A 15,275-nucleotide genomic window follows, 5' to 3' on the forward strand; every position below is an offset into this window, starting at 1 on the left:
CGAGGGAGGCGCCGCCGCCTGAGCCTGGCCGTACGTAACAAGAACAAAAGCAGTTACGCGCAATAAAAAAGGGAGGATTCTAATGACAAAAACGGGTTTCCTGGCTGGAGCTTCGCTCCTCGCCATGGCTGCGCTGACGCCAATGGGCGCCGTGGCTCAAGACGGGCAGAACACGATCGAAGAGGTGGTGGTCACCGGTTCGCTCATTCGTGGGACGCCGGAAGACGCGGCGCTTCCGGTGGATGTGATCTCCGCTGAAGAACTTCAAAAGCAAGGCTCGCCTTCGACGGTCGAGCTCATCAAGTCGCTGGCGGTTAGTAATGGCGTGCTGGGCGACACCAACCAGTTCGACAGCCGCGCCCAGGGGTCTGAAGGCTCCGGCTCGGTGAACCTGCGGGGGCTGGGCTCCAATCGCACGCTTGTCCTGCTTAACGGGCGGCGCATGGCGATCAACCCGCTGGCTCAGGCCGGCGCAGGCATCGTCGACACCAACATGATCCCCGGCGCGGCGATTGGGCGGATCGAGGTGCTTAAGGACGGCGCCGCCGCGACCTATGGCTCCGACGCCATTGGCGGGGTGGTCAACTTCATCACCCGTAACCGTTTCGACGGCGCCGAGTTCGCCGCCGACTACCGTTATGTCGATGGTTCAGATGGCGGCGACTACAGCCTCAGCGCCCTGTGGGGATGGTCCAACGACCGCATGGACGTGATGCTGTCGGCCGGATGGCAGCACCGCGGCGAGCTCGACGTGATCGAGCGCGACTGGGCCAACCGGCCCTATCTGGAAAACCCGGAAGGCGGGTGGACCGCCGCCGGCAATCCCGGGACCTTCCTGTCCTTCACGGCGCCCGCCGCCACGGGCGCGACCCTGTTCCGCGACCCGCAGTGCGCGACCCTCGGAGGCACCCCCGGGTTCAGCGGCACGACGCCAGCTTGCTACGAGCACTACATCGAGTGGGATAATCTGGTTGAGAAGGAAGAGCACTACCAAGTCTACGGGCAGTTCAATTACGAGTTCAACGACAACCACAAGCTCCACCTCGAAGGGCTCTACGGCCGCACCGAAGTGCCCAAGTGGGAGACCACGCCGTCCTACGCCCTGCTGGCCAATCCGACTCCGGAAGCTCTAGCCGGGGCGGGCGCTCTGGCCGGCGCGCTCTATGCCGGGCGGTTCTATGTGCCGACCAACAACCCGGGTCTCGTCGATTTTGCGGCGAAGAATCCGCAGTTTGGCTTCCTGACCACCTTTGGGGCGGCGTACCTGGCGCCGGCGGCCCGGCCATTCCTGGTCGGCGGCAACCCGATGTTCGACAACGGCCCGTCGCGGGGCGAACGCTACTACGACTTCTACCGCTTCTCGGGCGGGTTGAACGGCACGGTAGGCGGTATCGGCTACGACGTCGCCCTGACCTATAGCGAGGAGAAGGGCACCCGGACAGGCTATGACACCCTGGTCAACCGCCTGGAACTGGCGATCCGCGGTTTCGGCGGTCCCAACTGCAACAGGTCAGCCAACACGCCGGGGGCCAATGGCTGTCTCTGGTACAACCCGTTCTCGAACGCCATCCAGAAGAACGGCATCACCGGTCAGGTGAACCCGCAATACAACCCCGCGGTCGCCAACAGCGCCGAAGTGACCCGCTGGTTCTTCCAGGAGCTGTCCACCACCCAGAAGGCCCGCCTTCTGGTGGCGGACGCCGTGATCAATGGCGATCTGGGCATCAGCTTCCCTGGCGGCGACGCCAAGTGGGCGCTGGGCGTCCAGTACCGCAAGGACTGGTTCAAGTCGGACTACAACGACATCTCCAATTCCCTGATCAACCCCTGCATCAACACGCCGGACTTTGGCGTGACCAACTGCCCGGCCGCCCAGCGCAACGGGCCGTTCGGCTTCCTGGGGGTGGGTACGCCCCAGGATGTCAACAATGACGTCAGCGCCTTCTTCGGCGAACTGCAGCTACCGATCTTCGAGAGCTTCAACGTCCAGCTCGCCGCCCGCTATGAGGACTATGGCGGCGCGGTGGGATCGACCTTCGATCCGAAAGTGTCTGCCCGTTGGCAGGTGGCGGAATGGCTGGCCATGCGCGGCTCGGTCGGCACCACATTCCGCGGTCCCCCGCTGGCTCAGCTGTCGCCCGGCAACATCACCTCTCTGCAGAGCATTCTTGGCACCTTCCGCGCCGTGGACATCGGCGGCAATCCGAACATGGAGCCGGAAAGCGCCACGACCTACAGCCTGGGCGTGATGCTGGAAGCGGGCGGGTTCAAGGGGTCGATCGACTACTTCAGCTTCGATTTCGACAACCCGATCGTCTCCGAACCGGTGGCCGGCATCGTCAACGCGGTGTTCCCGAACGGGGCGGGCGGCGCCAACAACTGCTCCAATCCCGCCTTCGCGGAACTGGTGGCCCGCTTCACCTTCAACGGCGGAACCTGCTCGGCGGCGAACATCGCTCGCCTGCAGACCTTCTACGTCAACGGCTCGGCGGTGAAGACATCGGGCCTGGACTTCATGGGCACGTTCGATTTTGGTCAGGTGCTGGGCGGCGAGTTCATGATGGGCGGCACCGCCACCTGGGTCCGCGAGTACGAAGTGGACGCCCAAGCCGTCGCCGGCCAGACCGTGGCGCCGGCCTTCGACGCCGTCGGCTTCCTCAACTACCAGACCACCGTGGTGCCGATCCCCGAATGGAAGGGCCAGGCCTTCGCGGAATGGGAGCGCGGCGATCACCTGCTGCGCGTGACCGTCAACTACATCGACTCCTATATCGACCAGCGGACCACGCCGTTCATCGCCACCCCCAACACCAACAACACGGTGATCAGCGGAGGCAAGACGATTGGCAGCTACACGACGGTCGACATGACCTATCGCCTGCGCCTGCCGGGCGAGACGACGGTCACGCTGAACGTCGATAATGCGTTCGACGAAGATCCGCCCTTCGCGCGGCTGGACTTGAACTATGACCCGTTCACCGCCGACGCGCTCGGCCGGACGATCAAGCTCGGGATCCGCAAGGCGTTCTAGGCGAGCAAGGGCGGGGGCCTTCGTGGTCGTCGCCCGTTTCGCCTGACGAGTCCTACCTCGCCCCTCCTTCGTCTCGACGGGGGAGGGGGCTTTTTAGCCAGAGCTAGGGTCTGAAAATCCCAAACATCAAGGGGCGGACCAGGAGGGCGGCTGCGTCCTCCTTCTTTGTGTCGCCCGCCCACGCCGCCAACGAAGCGGCGGCGTTGAGCAGCGAGTTGAGCATATGGGCGGCGATCATCGGATCGACCGGCCGGATCGAGCCCTCGGCTACGCCGTCCGACACCATGCCTGCGAAGCGGTCCGACGCCCGGACATAGCGTTCGGCCATGTCGTGGCGCAGTTCGGCCGGCAAGGCGGTCATCACCGAGGCGCGCATCAGCGGGCCGTGTTCCGACAGCTGATGACGAGCCAGGGCCGAGGTCGCCGCCGCCAGACGGCTCCACTGATCGCCGGGCAGATCACGGGCCGCCGACTGCGCCTCGCGCAGGACGTTGAAGGTCCGCTCGAAGCAGGCGACGACCAGCCCGTCCTTGGCGTCGTTGTGATGGTAGAACGAACCCTTGGTGACGTTCAGGGCCGCCGATATGTCCTCGACCGATGCGCCACGATAGCCGCGCTGATTGATCAGTCGGGTTGCGGCCACGAGGAAGGTTTCGCGCGAAGCTTCCTGAGGGTCCGTGGTCAGCCGGCCCACCGTAAGGTCACCGGGATTCCATTCGCGCCCCGCGGCGGCGAGACCGCCGGTCAGAATATCGAACATCCGGTCGCGGACGCGGCCATAGTCCTCGGTCTCGTACCGACGCAGCCAGGTGCCGGTCCAGAACATCTGCTCCAGCAACAGGTGGGTGCGGGCATTGCGCTCGACCCGGCTCAGGCCCGCCAGTTCCGGCGTATCGAACAGACCGCGCACTTTGCGAAACAGGTTGTTGAACGCCTCGAACACCGGCGTGCGGTGGGGCTCCTTCAGAGTGCGGACCTCTGTGAAGCTGACCAGGGGCGGAGCCTCGCCCTTGCGCACCCGGCGCTGCAGATCAAGAAACTGGTCGAGAAAGGCCTTGAGGCGGTCCGGCGAATTGGCCGCTTCGGAGGCCTTGTCCACGAGCGTGGCGAAACGCTCGATCCCACGCAGGAAGCAAGCGGCCGCCAGGTCTTCCTTCTTCTTGTAATAGTAGGTGACGCTGGTGGTGATCAGCCCGACCTCGGCGGCGACGCCGGCCATGGTCATGCCCTTGACGCCCTGGCGGTTCAGGGTGGCGGTGGCGGCGGCCAGGATCGCTTCCTTCTTGGCCTCGTAGCGCGCCGTGGCGGCGGTCTGTCGAGCGATTGCGGCCATGGTTCCGGGGTCCCGTTCGCGCCAATCCGGTTGCCCGCGGCGCACAGCGCTATAAAGCTTCGTCCGCAAAATACGTCCAGCAAGAACAGCACAGGGGAGAACGCTGATGGGGAAACCGGAATTGGTCGGCATGTCGTCGGAGCGCCTGGGGCGCATCGATGCGCACCTGCAGTCGCGCTACATCGACACCGGCAGGCTGCCCTGCGCCCAGACCCTGGTCTGGCGGCGTGGTCAGCTGGCTCACAGCAGCGTCCTGGGTCTGGCGGACCGCGAGCGCAACGTCCCGCTGAAGGACGATGCGATCTTCCGCATCTATTCGATGACCAAGCCCATCACCTCCATCGCCCTGATGATGCTGGTGGAGGAAGGCAAGGTCTCGCTGGACGACCCTGTCCATCGCTACATCCCGGCCTGGAAGAACCAGGGCGTCTATGCCGCCGGCGTCGAGAGCGCCTGGCAGACCAAGCCGACGACCGAGCCCATGCGAGTGCTGGACCTGCTGCGGCACACGGCGGGTCTAACCTATGGCTTCCAGCAGCGCAGCAACGTGGATGCCGCCTATCGCAAGCTGAAGCTGGACGACCTGCCCAATGACGGCACGCTGGACGACATGATCGCCAAGCTGGCGGGCATCCCGCTGGAGTATCAGCCGGGCACGAGCTGGAGCTATGGCGTCGCCACCGACGTGCTGGGTTATCTGGTGCAGGTTATCAGCGGCCAGCCCTTCGACGTTTTCCTGAAGGAGCGTATCTTCGAGCCGCTTAAGATGGTGGACACGGGCTTCTACGTCCGTCCGGGTCAGGAAAGCCGTCTGCCGGCCTGCTATGCCCTCACGCCCACGGGCAAGGTCGTGCTGCAGGACGACCCGACCAAGAGCGCTTATCTCGCTGATCCTTCACTGAAGTCCGGGGGCGGGGGGCTCGTCTCCACCGCCGCCGACTACATGCGTTTCTGCCGCATGCTGCTGAACGGCGGTGAGTTGGACGGGGCGCGGCTGATCGGGCCCAAGACCCTGAAGCTGATGACCATGAACCACTTGCCGGGGGGCAAGGAGCTGACTCAGGTCTCCACCTCCCTGTTCAGCGAGGCGGTGTTCGAAGGTCTGGGCTTTGGCCTTGGCTTCGCCATGACGGTGGATGTGGCGCGCACCAAGAACCTGGGCAGCCTGGGCGAATACTTCTGGGGGGGCATGGCCAGCACCGCCTTCTGGTGCGACCCCGTCGAGGACATCGCGGTGGTGTTCATGACCCAGCTGATGCCGTCCAGCGCCTATCCGGTGCGCCGCGAACTGCGCACCCTGGTATATTCGGCCGTTACGGAATCCTTGGGCTAACAGGGATCGATGGACGCGGGGGTCTGGACTCCCGCGCCCAGCCATGCACGCTATCCAAACAAGTGTTCAAAAGAACCGGGGAGCAGCGCCATGGCCGCCATCAACGAAGTCACCGACCTGACCAATGAAGGCGACGTCGCCGTCGTCACCCTCAACTCGCCGCCCGTCAACGCCCTGTCCGCCAAGGTGCGTGAGGGTCTGGACAAGGCCTTCGAGGCCGCCGACGCAGACGCCTCGGTCAAGTCGATCGTCCTGATCTGCGAAGGCAAGACCTTCATCGCCGGGGCCGACATCAGCGAGTTCGGCAAGGCCATGACCGGCCCCAGCCTGCAGGACGTGCAGAACCGCATCGAGAACGCGTCCAAGCCGGTGGTCGCCGCGATCCACGGCACGGTGTTGGGCGGCGGGCTGGAAGTGGCCCTGGTCGCCCACTACCGCGTCGCCGTACCGACGGCCAAGGCCGGTCTGCCGGAGGTGAACCTAGGCCTCTTGCCGGGTGCGGGGGGCACCCAGCGCCTGCCGCGCATCGTCGGGGTGGAGAAGGCGCTGGAGATGGTCACCAGTGGCCAGCACGTACCGGCCAAGGCCGCCCACGCCATGGGCCTGTTCGACGAACTGATCGACGGCGACCTGCGCGCCGGGGCCATCGCCTTCGCCCGCAAGATCGTGGCCGAGGGCCGCCCGCTGAAGAAGGTCCGCGACCTCAACGACAAGATCGACGCCGCCAAGGGCAAGCCGGAAATCTTCGCCGATTTCCGCAAGGCCAACGCCCGCAAGTTCCGCGGCTTCCTGGCGCCCGAATACAACATCCAGACCATCGAAGCGGCGGTGAACGAGCCCTTCGAGCAGGGACTGAAGACCGAGCGCAAGCTGTTCATGGAGCTGATGACCGGCCCGCAGTCGGCCGCTCAGCGCTACGTCTTCTTCGCCGAGCGTCAGGCCGCCAAGATCCCCGATGTGCCGGAGGACACCCCGACCCTGCCGATCAAGAAGGTCGGCGTGATCGGCGCCGGCACCATGGGCGGCGGCATCTCGATGAACTTCCTCAACGCCGGCATCCCGGTGACCATCATCGAGGCCAAGCAGGAGAACTTGGAACGCGGCGTCGGCGTCATCCGCAAGAATTACGAGAACACCGCCAAGAAGGGCCGCCTGAAGCCCGAGGACGTGGAGACCCGCATGGGTCTGCTCACCCCGTCCATGAACCTTGAGGATCTGGCCGACTGCGACCTGATCATCGAGGCCGTGTTCGAGCTGATGGAGATCAAGAAGGACGTCTTCGGCAAGCTGGATAAGATCGCCAAGCCCGGCGCGATCCTCGCGACCAACACCTCGTACCTGAACGTCGACGAAATCGCGCAGGCGACCAGTCGGCCGGAAAGCGTGATCGGCCTGCACTTCTTCTCGCCCGCCAATGTCATGCGCCTGCTTGAGATCGTGCGTGGGGAGAAGACCGATAGGTCGGTGATCGCCACGGCGATGAAGCTGTCCAAGACCATCGGCAAGGTCGGGGTTTTGGTCGGCGTCTGCTTCGGCTTCGTGGGCAACCGCATGCTGGCCCAGCGCCAGCGCGAGGCTCAGAAGCTGATCCTGGAAGGAGCCATGCCCTGGGACGTGGACCGGGTGCTCTACGACTTTGGCCTGCCCATGGGCCCGTTCGCCATGAGCGACCTAGCCGGCCTCGACATCGGCTGGGACCCGGCCAAGACCAGTTCGTCCACCGTGCGCGAAGTGCTGTGCGAGATGGACCGCCGCGGCCAGAAGAACGGCAAGGGCTTCTACGACTACGACGAAAACCGCAACGCCAAGCCATCGCCGGTGACCGAGCAGGTGATCCGCGACTTCGCCGCCAAGACGGGCGTCAACCAGCGTGACATCGACGATCAGGAGATTCTTGAGCGGACCCTCTATCCGATGGTCAACGAGGGGGCGAAGATCCTGGAAGAAGGCAAGGCCATCCGCGCCTCCGACATCGATATCGTCTGGATCAACGGCTATGGCTGGCCCGTCTATCGCGGCGGCCCCATGCACTGGGCTGACAGTGTCGGCCTCGACAAGATCCTGGCCCGCCTGAAGCAGTTCCAGAACGAGATGGGCGACGACTTCAAGCCGTCGGCCTTGCTTGAAAAGCTCGTCGCCGAAGGCAAGGGCTTCAAGGACCTCTAGGGTCGCCTGGCGCCGGAGCCGCCGCGGCGGCCCGTTTCAAGGTGTGCTGTAAAGACCGAGTTCGGAGACGAGACGCGTGACCCAGACCCTCGACGCCATGATCGCGGCGGACTTCGGGACTATTGGCGATGTCATCCGCCAGCGAGCTCTGGAGGGGCCGGACCGGCCGGCCGTGGTGATGGAGAGCGGGGAGACCGTCGACTACGCCGGCCTCGACCTGCTCATGGATCGCGTCGCGGCGGCCCTGCAGCGCGGCGAGATCTCCAAGGGCGAGGCGGTGGCCGTCTGCGCCATGGCCTCGATCCCCTATGTGGCCCTGTTCCTGGGCGCCCTGCGCGCCGGTGTGGCGGTGGCGCCGATCGCGCCGTCATCTTCACCAGAGCAGATCGCGGGCATGGTCGCCGATTGCGACGCCAAGCTGTTCTTCCTGGACGAAGGCGTAGCTACCGCCATGAGCGGCGTGCTGGACCGTCTGGACGTCCCCCGCGTGACGTTGGACGGCTCGGCGGCGGGTGAGGCCTTCGAGGGTTGGCTGGCGGATGAGGATGCGCGACCGGCCGAGGTCGAGATCGAGCGCGGCGATCCCTTCAACATCATCTACTCGTCAGGCACCACGGGCGCGCCCAAGGGGATCGTCCAGTCACATGGCATGCGCTGGAGGCACATCGCCTTGCAGGGCGAGGTCGGCTTCAAACCTGCGCCCATAAGCCTGCTGTCGACGCCGCTCTATTCGAACACCACACTCGTCTGCTTTTTCCCGACCCTGGCGGGCGGCGGTACGGTGGTGCTGATGAAGAAGTTCGACGCCGGCAAGTTCCTGGCTCTGTCCGAGCAGCACCGCGTCACCCACGCCATGCTGGTGCCGGTGCAGTACCGACGCATCCTGGAGCATCCGGACTTCGACACGACCGACCTGAGCAGCTTCCAGATCAAGTTCTGCACCAGCGCGCCCTTCTCGGCGGAGCTTAAGCGGCAGGTGCTGGACCGCTGGCCCGGCGGGCTGGTGGAGTATTTCGGCATGACCGAGGGCGGGGGCACCTGCATCCTCATGTGCCATGCCTTCCCTGACAAGCTGCACACGGTGGGCGTGCCGATCCCCGGCCACGATATCCGCGTGATCGACGAGGACGGTCGCGAGCTGCCGCCGGGCGAGGTCGGCGAGATCGTCGGCCGCTCGGCCGCCACCATGAACGGCTATCACGGGCGGCAGGACAAGACCGACGAGGCCACTTGGATCAGCTCCGACGGGGGACGCTTCATCCGCACCGGTGATGTCGGCCGTTTCGACGCCGAGGGTTTCCTGACGCTCATGGACCGCAAGAAGGACATGATCATCTCGGGCGGCTTCAACATCTATCCCAGCGATCTTGAGGCGGTGATCGTCGAGCATCCGGCTGTGGCCGAGGTCGCCGTGATCGCCGCTCCGTCAGACCAGTGGGGCGAGACGCCTGTAGCGTTTGTGGCTCTGAAGTCTGGCGCGTCCGTCGCCGCCGACCAACTGAAGACCTTCGCTAATGAACGCCTGGGCAAGATGCAGCGCTTGGCCGATGTCCGCATCGTTGACGCTTTGCCGCGCAGCCATATCGGCAAGGTGCTCAAGCGCGAGCTGCGTGACGCCTACATCGGCTGAGCGTGTCGTCAGACCGCGCGAGGCGCGCCCGCGAGCCGAGCCCGTAGCGCTTCGTTCTCCGCTTCCAGCTGCGCCATCCGCTCACGGACGGGTTGAAACATCTGGGTGATCTGCGCCTCGGTGAACCGCGGCGTGATGTGCTGCGGACAGTTCCAATCGAAGGCTTCTAGGCGAAGGCGGTAGATGCGTTCGAGCTTGGCCCGGTAGTCCGGAGCGGTGACGGCCTGCGTAAGGCTAGGCTCGGCGTCTAGGTCCAGGATGTCGACCCGCGCGTAGATCTTGAGCCGCGCCCGACGCGGATAGTCGACCAGGAACAGGCAGGCGCGGTCGTTGGCCGCCAGATTGCCCGTGCTGATGTACTGCCGGTTGCCCCGATAGTCGGCGAAGGCCAGGGTCCTGTCGTCGATCATCGTCAGGAAGCCCGGCGGCCCTCCGCGGTGCTGTACGTAGGGCCAGCCGGTTTCCGACACGCTCGCCATGTAGAAGCTGTCGCGCTCGGCGATGAACGCCGCCTCGTTCTCGGTGAACACATCGGAGCTTCGATCACCCTCGAAGTTCGACCAGATCCGGTCCGCGCCCATCTTGGACTGGGCAGCGCGGACGGCTGGCGTGATCGCGATATCGAGAAAGCCGTAGGACATGACGCTCCCCAGGATGCGGCGGATGCCGACGCCCCTAAAGGTAGGCCTAAGGCGCCGCTTTTGCGACCTCCTGCGCCTTTACAAAGCTCTCGATCACGGCGGCATAGTTGGGCGCCGCCAGCGCATAGAGCTTGGCGAGTTCGGCCGCCTCCGGGCGGGCCCAGGTGCGATGGAGTTCGGAAAGCAGCGCGTTGGTGGAGGTTGGCTTGACGCCGCCCTGGACAAAGCGGGCCAGGGTCGTGCGCGAGGCCATCTCGCTGGGGTCGCCGGATGCATCGATGACCGCATAGACGTCGTAGCCGGCCACCTGCGCGTCCAGCGCCGGGAACATCACGCAAACGCTCGTCCATACCCCGGCCATGACGAGGGTCTTGCGCCCGCTCGCCCGTACGGTGGCGACGAAGTCATCATTGTCCCAGGCGTTCACCTCGCCTTTGCGCGGGACGTAAACCGCGTGCGGCGCAAAGTGGTGGATTTCCGGCATGAGCGGGCCGTTCGAGCCTCCCGGCTCGGAGGCGGTTGTGATGACTGGAATGTTCAGAAGCGTGGCCAGCTTGGCGATCATCTCCACGTTTCGCCGCAGGTCGGCGACAGGGATGTCGCGGACGGTCTGGAAGAGGCCTGACTGGTGATCCAGCAGCAGGATCAGCGTGTCGGCGGGGTCCATGAGGGCGGCGCCCCCGCCCGTCGGCAGGACGCTAGATTTGGCTTTCGGCGCGGTCGGCATGTGGTTGTTCCCTGTCGGTGAGCGGAGAAGGGGCAAGTCTGTAAGGCTGCCCGAATGCTTCAGCGACACGGCCGATGACGAAAGCGAGATTCGATGATGTTTTGCACGGGACCGGCATAGACGCCGGCCAGCCGCCTGTTCAGTTGGCCGCGTGTTCGGTCAGTTCGCCGCCGCGTAGGCGTCGATCGCCGCCATGTGCTCGGCGATCTGATCTTTGGACAGGAACGAGCCGGTGAAACTGTTCTTGGCCAAGGTGATCAGGTCGTCGCGAGTCAGGTTCGTCGCCTTGGCTACCGCCAGCCAGTTGTCATTCAGATAGCCGCCGAAATAGGCAGGGTCGTCGGAATTCACCGTCGCCTTCAGGCCCAGGTCCAGCATCCGCTTCATGGGGTGGTCGGTCAGGTCGCCCACCACGCACAGCTTCAGGTTCGACAGGGGGCAGACGGTCAGGGTCTTGCCCTCAACCACTAGTCGCTTTGTGAGGGCCTCGTCTTCCAACGCGCGGTTGCCGTGGTCAATCCGGTCGACTGCCAGCAGGTCCAGGGCCTCCCAGACATATTCAGGCGGGCCTTCCTCGCCGGCGTGGGCGACGATCTTCAGGCCCTTGTCGGCGGCGGCCTTGAACACGCGCGCGAACTTGGACGGCGGGTGTCCCACCTCCGAAGAGTCCAGCCCGACCCCCGCGATGCGGTCCAGATAGGGCTCGGCCTGCTTCAAGGTCTCGAAGGCGGCGTCCTCGTCCAGATGGCGCAGGAAACAGAGGATCAGTTTCGAGGTCACGCCCAGGGTCTTCTCCGCTTCATCCATGGCTGACAGCAGGCCATCGGCGACGACGCTGAACGGGACGCCGCGATCGGTGTGGGCCTGCGGATCGAAGAATATCTCGGCATGTCGTCCCCCGTCCGCCGCCAGACGGCGGAAATAGGCCATGGCCAGGTCGTGGAAGTCGGCCTTGGTCAGCAGCACGCCCGCCCCGGCGTAGTAGATGTCCAGAAAGTCCTGCAGGTTGGAGAAGGCATAGGCGGCCCTGATCGCCTCCACCGAATCAAAGGGCAGGGTCACGCCGTTGCGCTGGGCGAACTCGAACATCTGCTCCGGTTCGAGGCTGCCCTCGATGTGCAGATGCAGCTCGGCCTTGGGCAGGCCGGCGATGAAAGCGGTCAGGTCCTGGGTCATGCAGACAGGTTTTGGGCGACGAAAGCCGCCGGTCAAGCACGACAGGCGTTGCGGGCCCAATATTCGCCACTAAGCTTGGGATGCTGTCTGCAAGCTGGGCCATGGCTTGCGAGGGGGAATAGATGCCGATCAATCTGACCATCAACGGAAGCCGCAAGTCGGTGGATGTAGAGGGCGACACGCCCCTGCTTTGGGTGCTGCGCGACAAGCTAGACATGGTCGGCACCAAGTTCGGCTGCGGCGTCGGCCAATGCGGCGCCTGCACCGTCCATATCGATGGCCAGCCCGTGCGCGCTTGCCTGACGCCCGTCGAGAGCGTGGGCGAGGCCAAGATCACCACGATCGAAGGCATCGGCTCGGCCGCTGTCGGCAAGAAGCTGCAGCAGGCCTGGATCGAGCATGACGTGCCGCAGTGCGGCTACTGCCAGGCCGGTCAGATCATGAGCGCGGCCGCTCTGCTGGCGACGACGCCCAAGCCGACGGACGATGACATCGACGCCGCCATGAACGGCAACCTGTGCCGCTGCGCCACCTATCTGCGCATCAAGGCGGCTATCAAGCAGGCGGCGGGAGTCTGACATGGCTGACGGAAACATGCACACGCCCTCGCGCCGCGCCTTCCTCAAGGCGGGTGTAGCCGCCGGCGGCGGATTGATGCTGAGCTTCAAGCTGACCACCGCCTCGATGGCGGCCGGAAGCGGGACGCTCAACGCTTATGTGACCATCGGGACCGACGGCATGGTCACCTTAGTCGCCAAGAACCCCGAGGTCGGCCAGGGGGTGAAGACCTCGCTTCCGCAGATCATCGCCGAAGAACTGGATGTCGCCTGGACGCAGGTGAAGGTCGAGATGGCTCGCACCGATCCCGACGCCTATGGCCGCCAGATCGCCGGCGGCAGCATGTCGACGCCGACCAACTGGGACACCCTGCGCCGCGTCGGTGCGGCGGGTCGCCAGATGCTGATCGCCGCGGCCGCCGCCGACTGGGGCGTGCCCGTTGGCGAATGCACCACGAATGAGGGTGTGGTCCTGCACAAAGCCAGCAACCGCAAGGCCGCCTATGGCGCGCTTGCGGGCAAGGCGGCGGCTTTGCCGGCGCCGGACCTTAAGGCCGTCGCCCTGAAGGACCCCAAGGACTTCAAGGTCATCGGCAAGGCCCTCACCGGCGTTGATAATCCCAAGATCGTCACGGGCCAGCCGCTGTTCGGCATCGACACCCGGCTGCCGGGAATGCTGTACGCCACCTATGCCAAGGCCCCGGTGTTCGGCGCCCAGGTGAAAAGCGCCGATCTCGCGGCCGCCAAGGCCGTGCCTGGTGTGCGGCACGCCTTCGTGGTTGAGGGCGCCCCGGTGGTCAACGGACGCATGGATGGCCTGCTGGGTGGCGTCGCTGTGGTTGCGGACACCTGGTGGGCGGCCCGCAAGGGGCGTGAAGCCCTGAACATCGTCTGGCAGGACCACCCGACCAGCGCCCAGAGCACGGCCGGCTTTGACGCGGAGGCCGCCAAGCTGTTCGCGTCTCCGTCGCACAAGACGTTGATCAACGACGGCGACGCGCCCGCCGCCATCAAGGGCGCGGCCAAGGTGGTGAAGGCCTCGTACGCCTATCCCTTCGTGGCCCACGCGCCGTTGGAGCCGCAGAACTGCACGGCGTGGTTCAAGGACGGCAAGATGGAGATCTGGGCCCCGACCCAGCTTCCTCAGCCCGGCCGCGTTCAGGTCGCCCAGATGCTGGGCGTCGATCCGTCGGCGGTCACTGTCCACATGATCCGCGGCGGCGGCGGTTTCGGCCGTCGTCTGATGAACGACTACATGATCGAGGCGGCGCGTATCGCCAAGGACGTTCCCGCACCGGTCCAACTGATCTGGACCCGTGAAGATGACATGCAGCACGACTTCTATCGCTGCGCCGGCTACCACAATTTCGAGGCGGGTCTCGACGCCAGCGGCAAGCTGACGGCGTGGCGCGAACACTTCGTCACCTTCGGAACGGGGGAGGCGGTCAGCGCCGGCGCCGACCTGCACCTGAACCAGTTTCCGAACAAGTACCTGGCCGACTACAAGGTCGAGCGTTCCATCATGCAGTCGGGAATTCCCACCGGCTGGCTAAGGGCGCCGGGCAGCAACGCCTTCGCCTTCGTGCATCAGGGTTTCCTGGATGAGCTGGCCGAGGCGGCGGGCAGGGATGCGGTCGAGTTCCGCATCGAACTGCTGTCGCGTACGCCCGAGGTCGTATTCAACCCTCAGCAGACCTTCGTCTCCAAGCGGATGATCGATGTCCTGAAGCTGGTCGCCGAGAAAGCAGACTGGGCGGGCAAGAGCCGCAAGGGCGCTCTGCCCAAGGGTACGGGTGTCGGCGTCGCCTTCTACTACAGCCATCTGGGCTACTTCGCCGAAGTGGTGCAGGCGACGGTCAAGGACGGCGCCTTCAAGGTCGATAAGGTCTGGGTCGGCGCCGACGTTGGCGCACACATCGTCAATCCCAGCGGCGCCCTGAACCAGGTGCAAGGGTCGGTGCTGGACGGCATCAGCCAGGCCATGCAGGCGATCACGATCGAAGGCGGCGCGGCCGTGCAGAGCAACTTCCACGACTTCCCCCTCCTGCGCCATGCGGACTCGCCGGAGGTGGAGGTGCATTTCCTGAAGACCGACTATCCGCCCACGGGCCTGGGCGAGCCGGCCTTGCCGCCGGTCATTCCGGCGCTGTGCGGAGCGATCTACGCCGCTACGGGCAAGCGCATCCGCAAGCTGCCCATCGATGTCGAACTGCTGAAGGCGTGAGCATGATCCATCTTCGTCTTCCGGCGGCCGGTGTACTGGCGGCCAGCCTGTTGTTCGCCGCTCCGGCCTTGGCGGCTGGCGATGCCGTGAAGGGCAAGGCGGTGTTCGCCCGTTGCGTCGCCTGCCACAAGGCGACATCCGGCCCCATGGGGCCGTCCCTCAATGGGGTCGTGGGCCGCAAGGCGGGCGTCGCGCCGGGCTTCAGGTATTCCAAGGCCATGACCGCCTCGGGCAAGACCTGGTCCGAAGCGGAGCTGGACGGGTTCTTGGCCGCGCCGGCGAAATCGGTCCCGGGCACATCGATGTTCATCAACCTGTCCAACGCCGCGGACCGGTCCAACGTCATCGCCTATCTCGCTACAGTGAAGTAAAGCGGTCCGCAAAAGGCGCCAATTTTTGACGATAAAGTACAAAATCAGCATTGGATAATGCGGGTTTTGGATCAAAGGCTTGCGGA

11 protein-coding genes are annotated in these 15,275 nt (G+C 65.1%); 7 read left to right on the plus strand and 4 right to left on the minus strand.

Features of this window, described 5'->3' with window-relative positions; all coding sequences use genetic code 11:
• The first annotated feature begins 82 nt into the window (after window positions 1-82).
• Window positions 83-3,031 (plus strand): TonB-dependent receptor, encoded by a 2,949-nt coding sequence (locus O5K31_RS04420; protein WP_269716112.1) that lies wholly within the window; start codon window positions 83-85, stop codon window positions 3,029-3,031.
• Window positions 3,032-3,134: 103 nt separating this feature from the next.
• Here the strand turns inward: O5K31_RS04420 and O5K31_RS04425 are convergent, their stop codons facing one another.
• On the minus strand, window positions 3,135-4,364 hold the full coding sequence (locus tag O5K31_RS04425; protein ID WP_269716113.1) for a TetR/AcrR family transcriptional regulator: 1,230 nt from the start codon (window positions 4,362-4,364) through the stop codon (window positions 3,135-3,137).
• Between the two features lie 106 nt (window positions 4,365-4,470).
• Between O5K31_RS04425 and O5K31_RS04430 the strand changes: the two genes are divergently transcribed.
• The 3 genes from O5K31_RS04430 (at window position 4,471) to O5K31_RS04440 (ending at window position 9,493) form a co-directional block, all read left to right on the plus strand.
• Window positions 4,471-5,697: a serine hydrolase domain-containing protein gene (locus tag O5K31_RS04430; protein ID WP_269716114.1), complete on the plus strand. Its 1,227-nt coding sequence runs from the start codon at window positions 4,471-4,473 to the stop codon at window positions 5,695-5,697.
• Window positions 5,698-5,787: 90 nt separating this feature from the next.
• Window positions 5,788-7,863 (plus strand): 3-hydroxyacyl-CoA dehydrogenase NAD-binding domain-containing protein, encoded by a 2,076-nt coding sequence (locus tag O5K31_RS04435; protein ID WP_269716115.1) that lies wholly within the window; start codon window positions 5,788-5,790, stop codon window positions 7,861-7,863.
• Between the two features lie 97 nt (window positions 7,864-7,960).
• Complete coding sequence (locus O5K31_RS04440) at window positions 7,961-9,493, plus strand: class I adenylate-forming enzyme family protein (protein WP_269716999.1); 1,533 nt, start codon at window positions 7,961-7,963, stop codon at window positions 9,491-9,493.
• Window positions 9,494-9,501: 8 nt separating this feature from the next.
• On the opposite strand, the gene O5K31_RS04445 is transcribed toward O5K31_RS04440, so the two are convergent.
• The 3 genes from O5K31_RS04445 to O5K31_RS04455 form a co-directional block, all read right to left on the minus strand.
• A complete protein-coding gene (locus tag O5K31_RS04445) occupies window positions 9,502-10,134 on the minus strand; it encodes a pyridoxamine 5'-phosphate oxidase family protein (protein ID WP_269716116.1) in 633 nt (210 codons plus the stop codon).
• A gap of 46 nt (window positions 10,135-10,180) precedes the next feature.
• Window positions 10,181-10,861 (minus strand): isochorismatase family protein, encoded by a 681-nt coding sequence (locus O5K31_RS04450; RefSeq protein WP_269716117.1) that lies wholly within the window; start codon window positions 10,859-10,861, stop codon window positions 10,181-10,183.
• 159 nt (window positions 10,862-11,020) lie between these two features.
• Window positions 11,021-12,037, minus strand: coding sequence for an adenosine deaminase (locus O5K31_RS04455; protein WP_269716118.1), 1,017 nt, complete (start codon window positions 12,035-12,037; stop codon window positions 11,021-11,023).
• Between the two features lie 122 nt (window positions 12,038-12,159).
• Here O5K31_RS04455 and O5K31_RS04460 point away from each other — a divergent pair, with 122 nt between their 5' ends.
• Genes O5K31_RS04460 through O5K31_RS04470 form a run of 3 tightly spaced genes read left to right on the plus strand, consistent with a single transcriptional unit; the run spans window position 12,160 to window position 15,189 of the window.
• Window positions 12,160-12,615 carry a (2Fe-2S)-binding protein gene (locus O5K31_RS04460; protein ID WP_269716119.1) on the plus strand — a complete coding sequence of 152 codons (456 nt, stop codon included), beginning with the start codon at window positions 12,160-12,162 and terminating at the stop codon, window positions 12,613-12,615.
• 1 nt (window position 12,616) lies between these two features.
• Window positions 12,617-14,818 carry a xanthine dehydrogenase family protein molybdopterin-binding subunit gene (locus O5K31_RS04465; RefSeq protein ID WP_269716120.1) on the plus strand — a complete coding sequence of 734 codons (2,202 nt, stop codon included), beginning with the start codon at window positions 12,617-12,619 and terminating at the stop codon, window positions 14,816-14,818.
• A gap of 2 nt (window positions 14,819-14,820) precedes the next feature.
• Window positions 14,821-15,189, plus strand: a complete 369-nt coding sequence (locus O5K31_RS04470; protein WP_269716121.1) for a c-type cytochrome — start codon at window positions 14,821-14,823, stop codon at window positions 15,187-15,189.
• Window positions 15,190-15,275 lie beyond the last annotated feature (86 nt).

The sequence above is a fragment of the Caulobacter sp. NIBR2454 genome (genome assembly GCF_027474405.1).
Classification (GTDB): domain Bacteria; phylum Pseudomonadota; class Alphaproteobacteria; order Caulobacterales; family Caulobacteraceae; genus Caulobacter.

Bases quoted from the DNA above. Each gene is read 5' to 3' on its own strand.
- O5K31_RS04420 (WP_269716112.1), top strand. From the start codon at position 83: ATGACAAAAACGGGTTTCCTGGCTGGAGCTTCGCTCCTCGCCATGGCT.
- O5K31_RS04425 (WP_269716113.1), bottom strand. From the start codon at position 4,364: ATGGCCGCAATCGCTCGACAGACCGCCGCCACGGCGCGCTACGAGGCC.
- O5K31_RS04430 (WP_269716114.1), top strand. From the start codon at position 4,471: ATGGGGAAACCGGAATTGGTCGGCATGTCGTCGGAGCGCCTGGGGCGC.
- O5K31_RS04435 (WP_269716115.1), top strand. From the start codon at position 5,788: ATGGCCGCCATCAACGAAGTCACCGACCTGACCAATGAAGGCGACGTC.
- O5K31_RS04440 (WP_269716999.1), top strand. From the start codon at position 7,961: ATGATCGCGGCGGACTTCGGGACTATTGGCGATGTCATCCGCCAGCGA.
- O5K31_RS04445 (WP_269716116.1), bottom strand. From the start codon at position 10,134: ATGTCCTACGGCTTTCTCGATATCGCGATCACGCCAGCCGTCCGCGCT.
- O5K31_RS04450 (WP_269716117.1), bottom strand. From the start codon at position 10,861: ATGCCGACCGCGCCGAAAGCCAAATCTAGCGTCCTGCCGACGGGCGGG.
- O5K31_RS04455 (WP_269716118.1), bottom strand. From the start codon at position 12,037: ATGACCCAGGACCTGACCGCTTTCATCGCCGGCCTGCCCAAGGCCGAG.
- O5K31_RS04460 (WP_269716119.1), top strand. From the start codon at position 12,160: ATGCCGATCAATCTGACCATCAACGGAAGCCGCAAGTCGGTGGATGTA.
- O5K31_RS04465 (WP_269716120.1), top strand. From the start codon at position 12,617: ATGGCTGACGGAAACATGCACACGCCCTCGCGCCGCGCCTTCCTCAAG.
- O5K31_RS04470 (WP_269716121.1), top strand. From the start codon at position 14,821: ATGATCCATCTTCGTCTTCCGGCGGCCGGTGTACTGGCGGCCAGCCTG.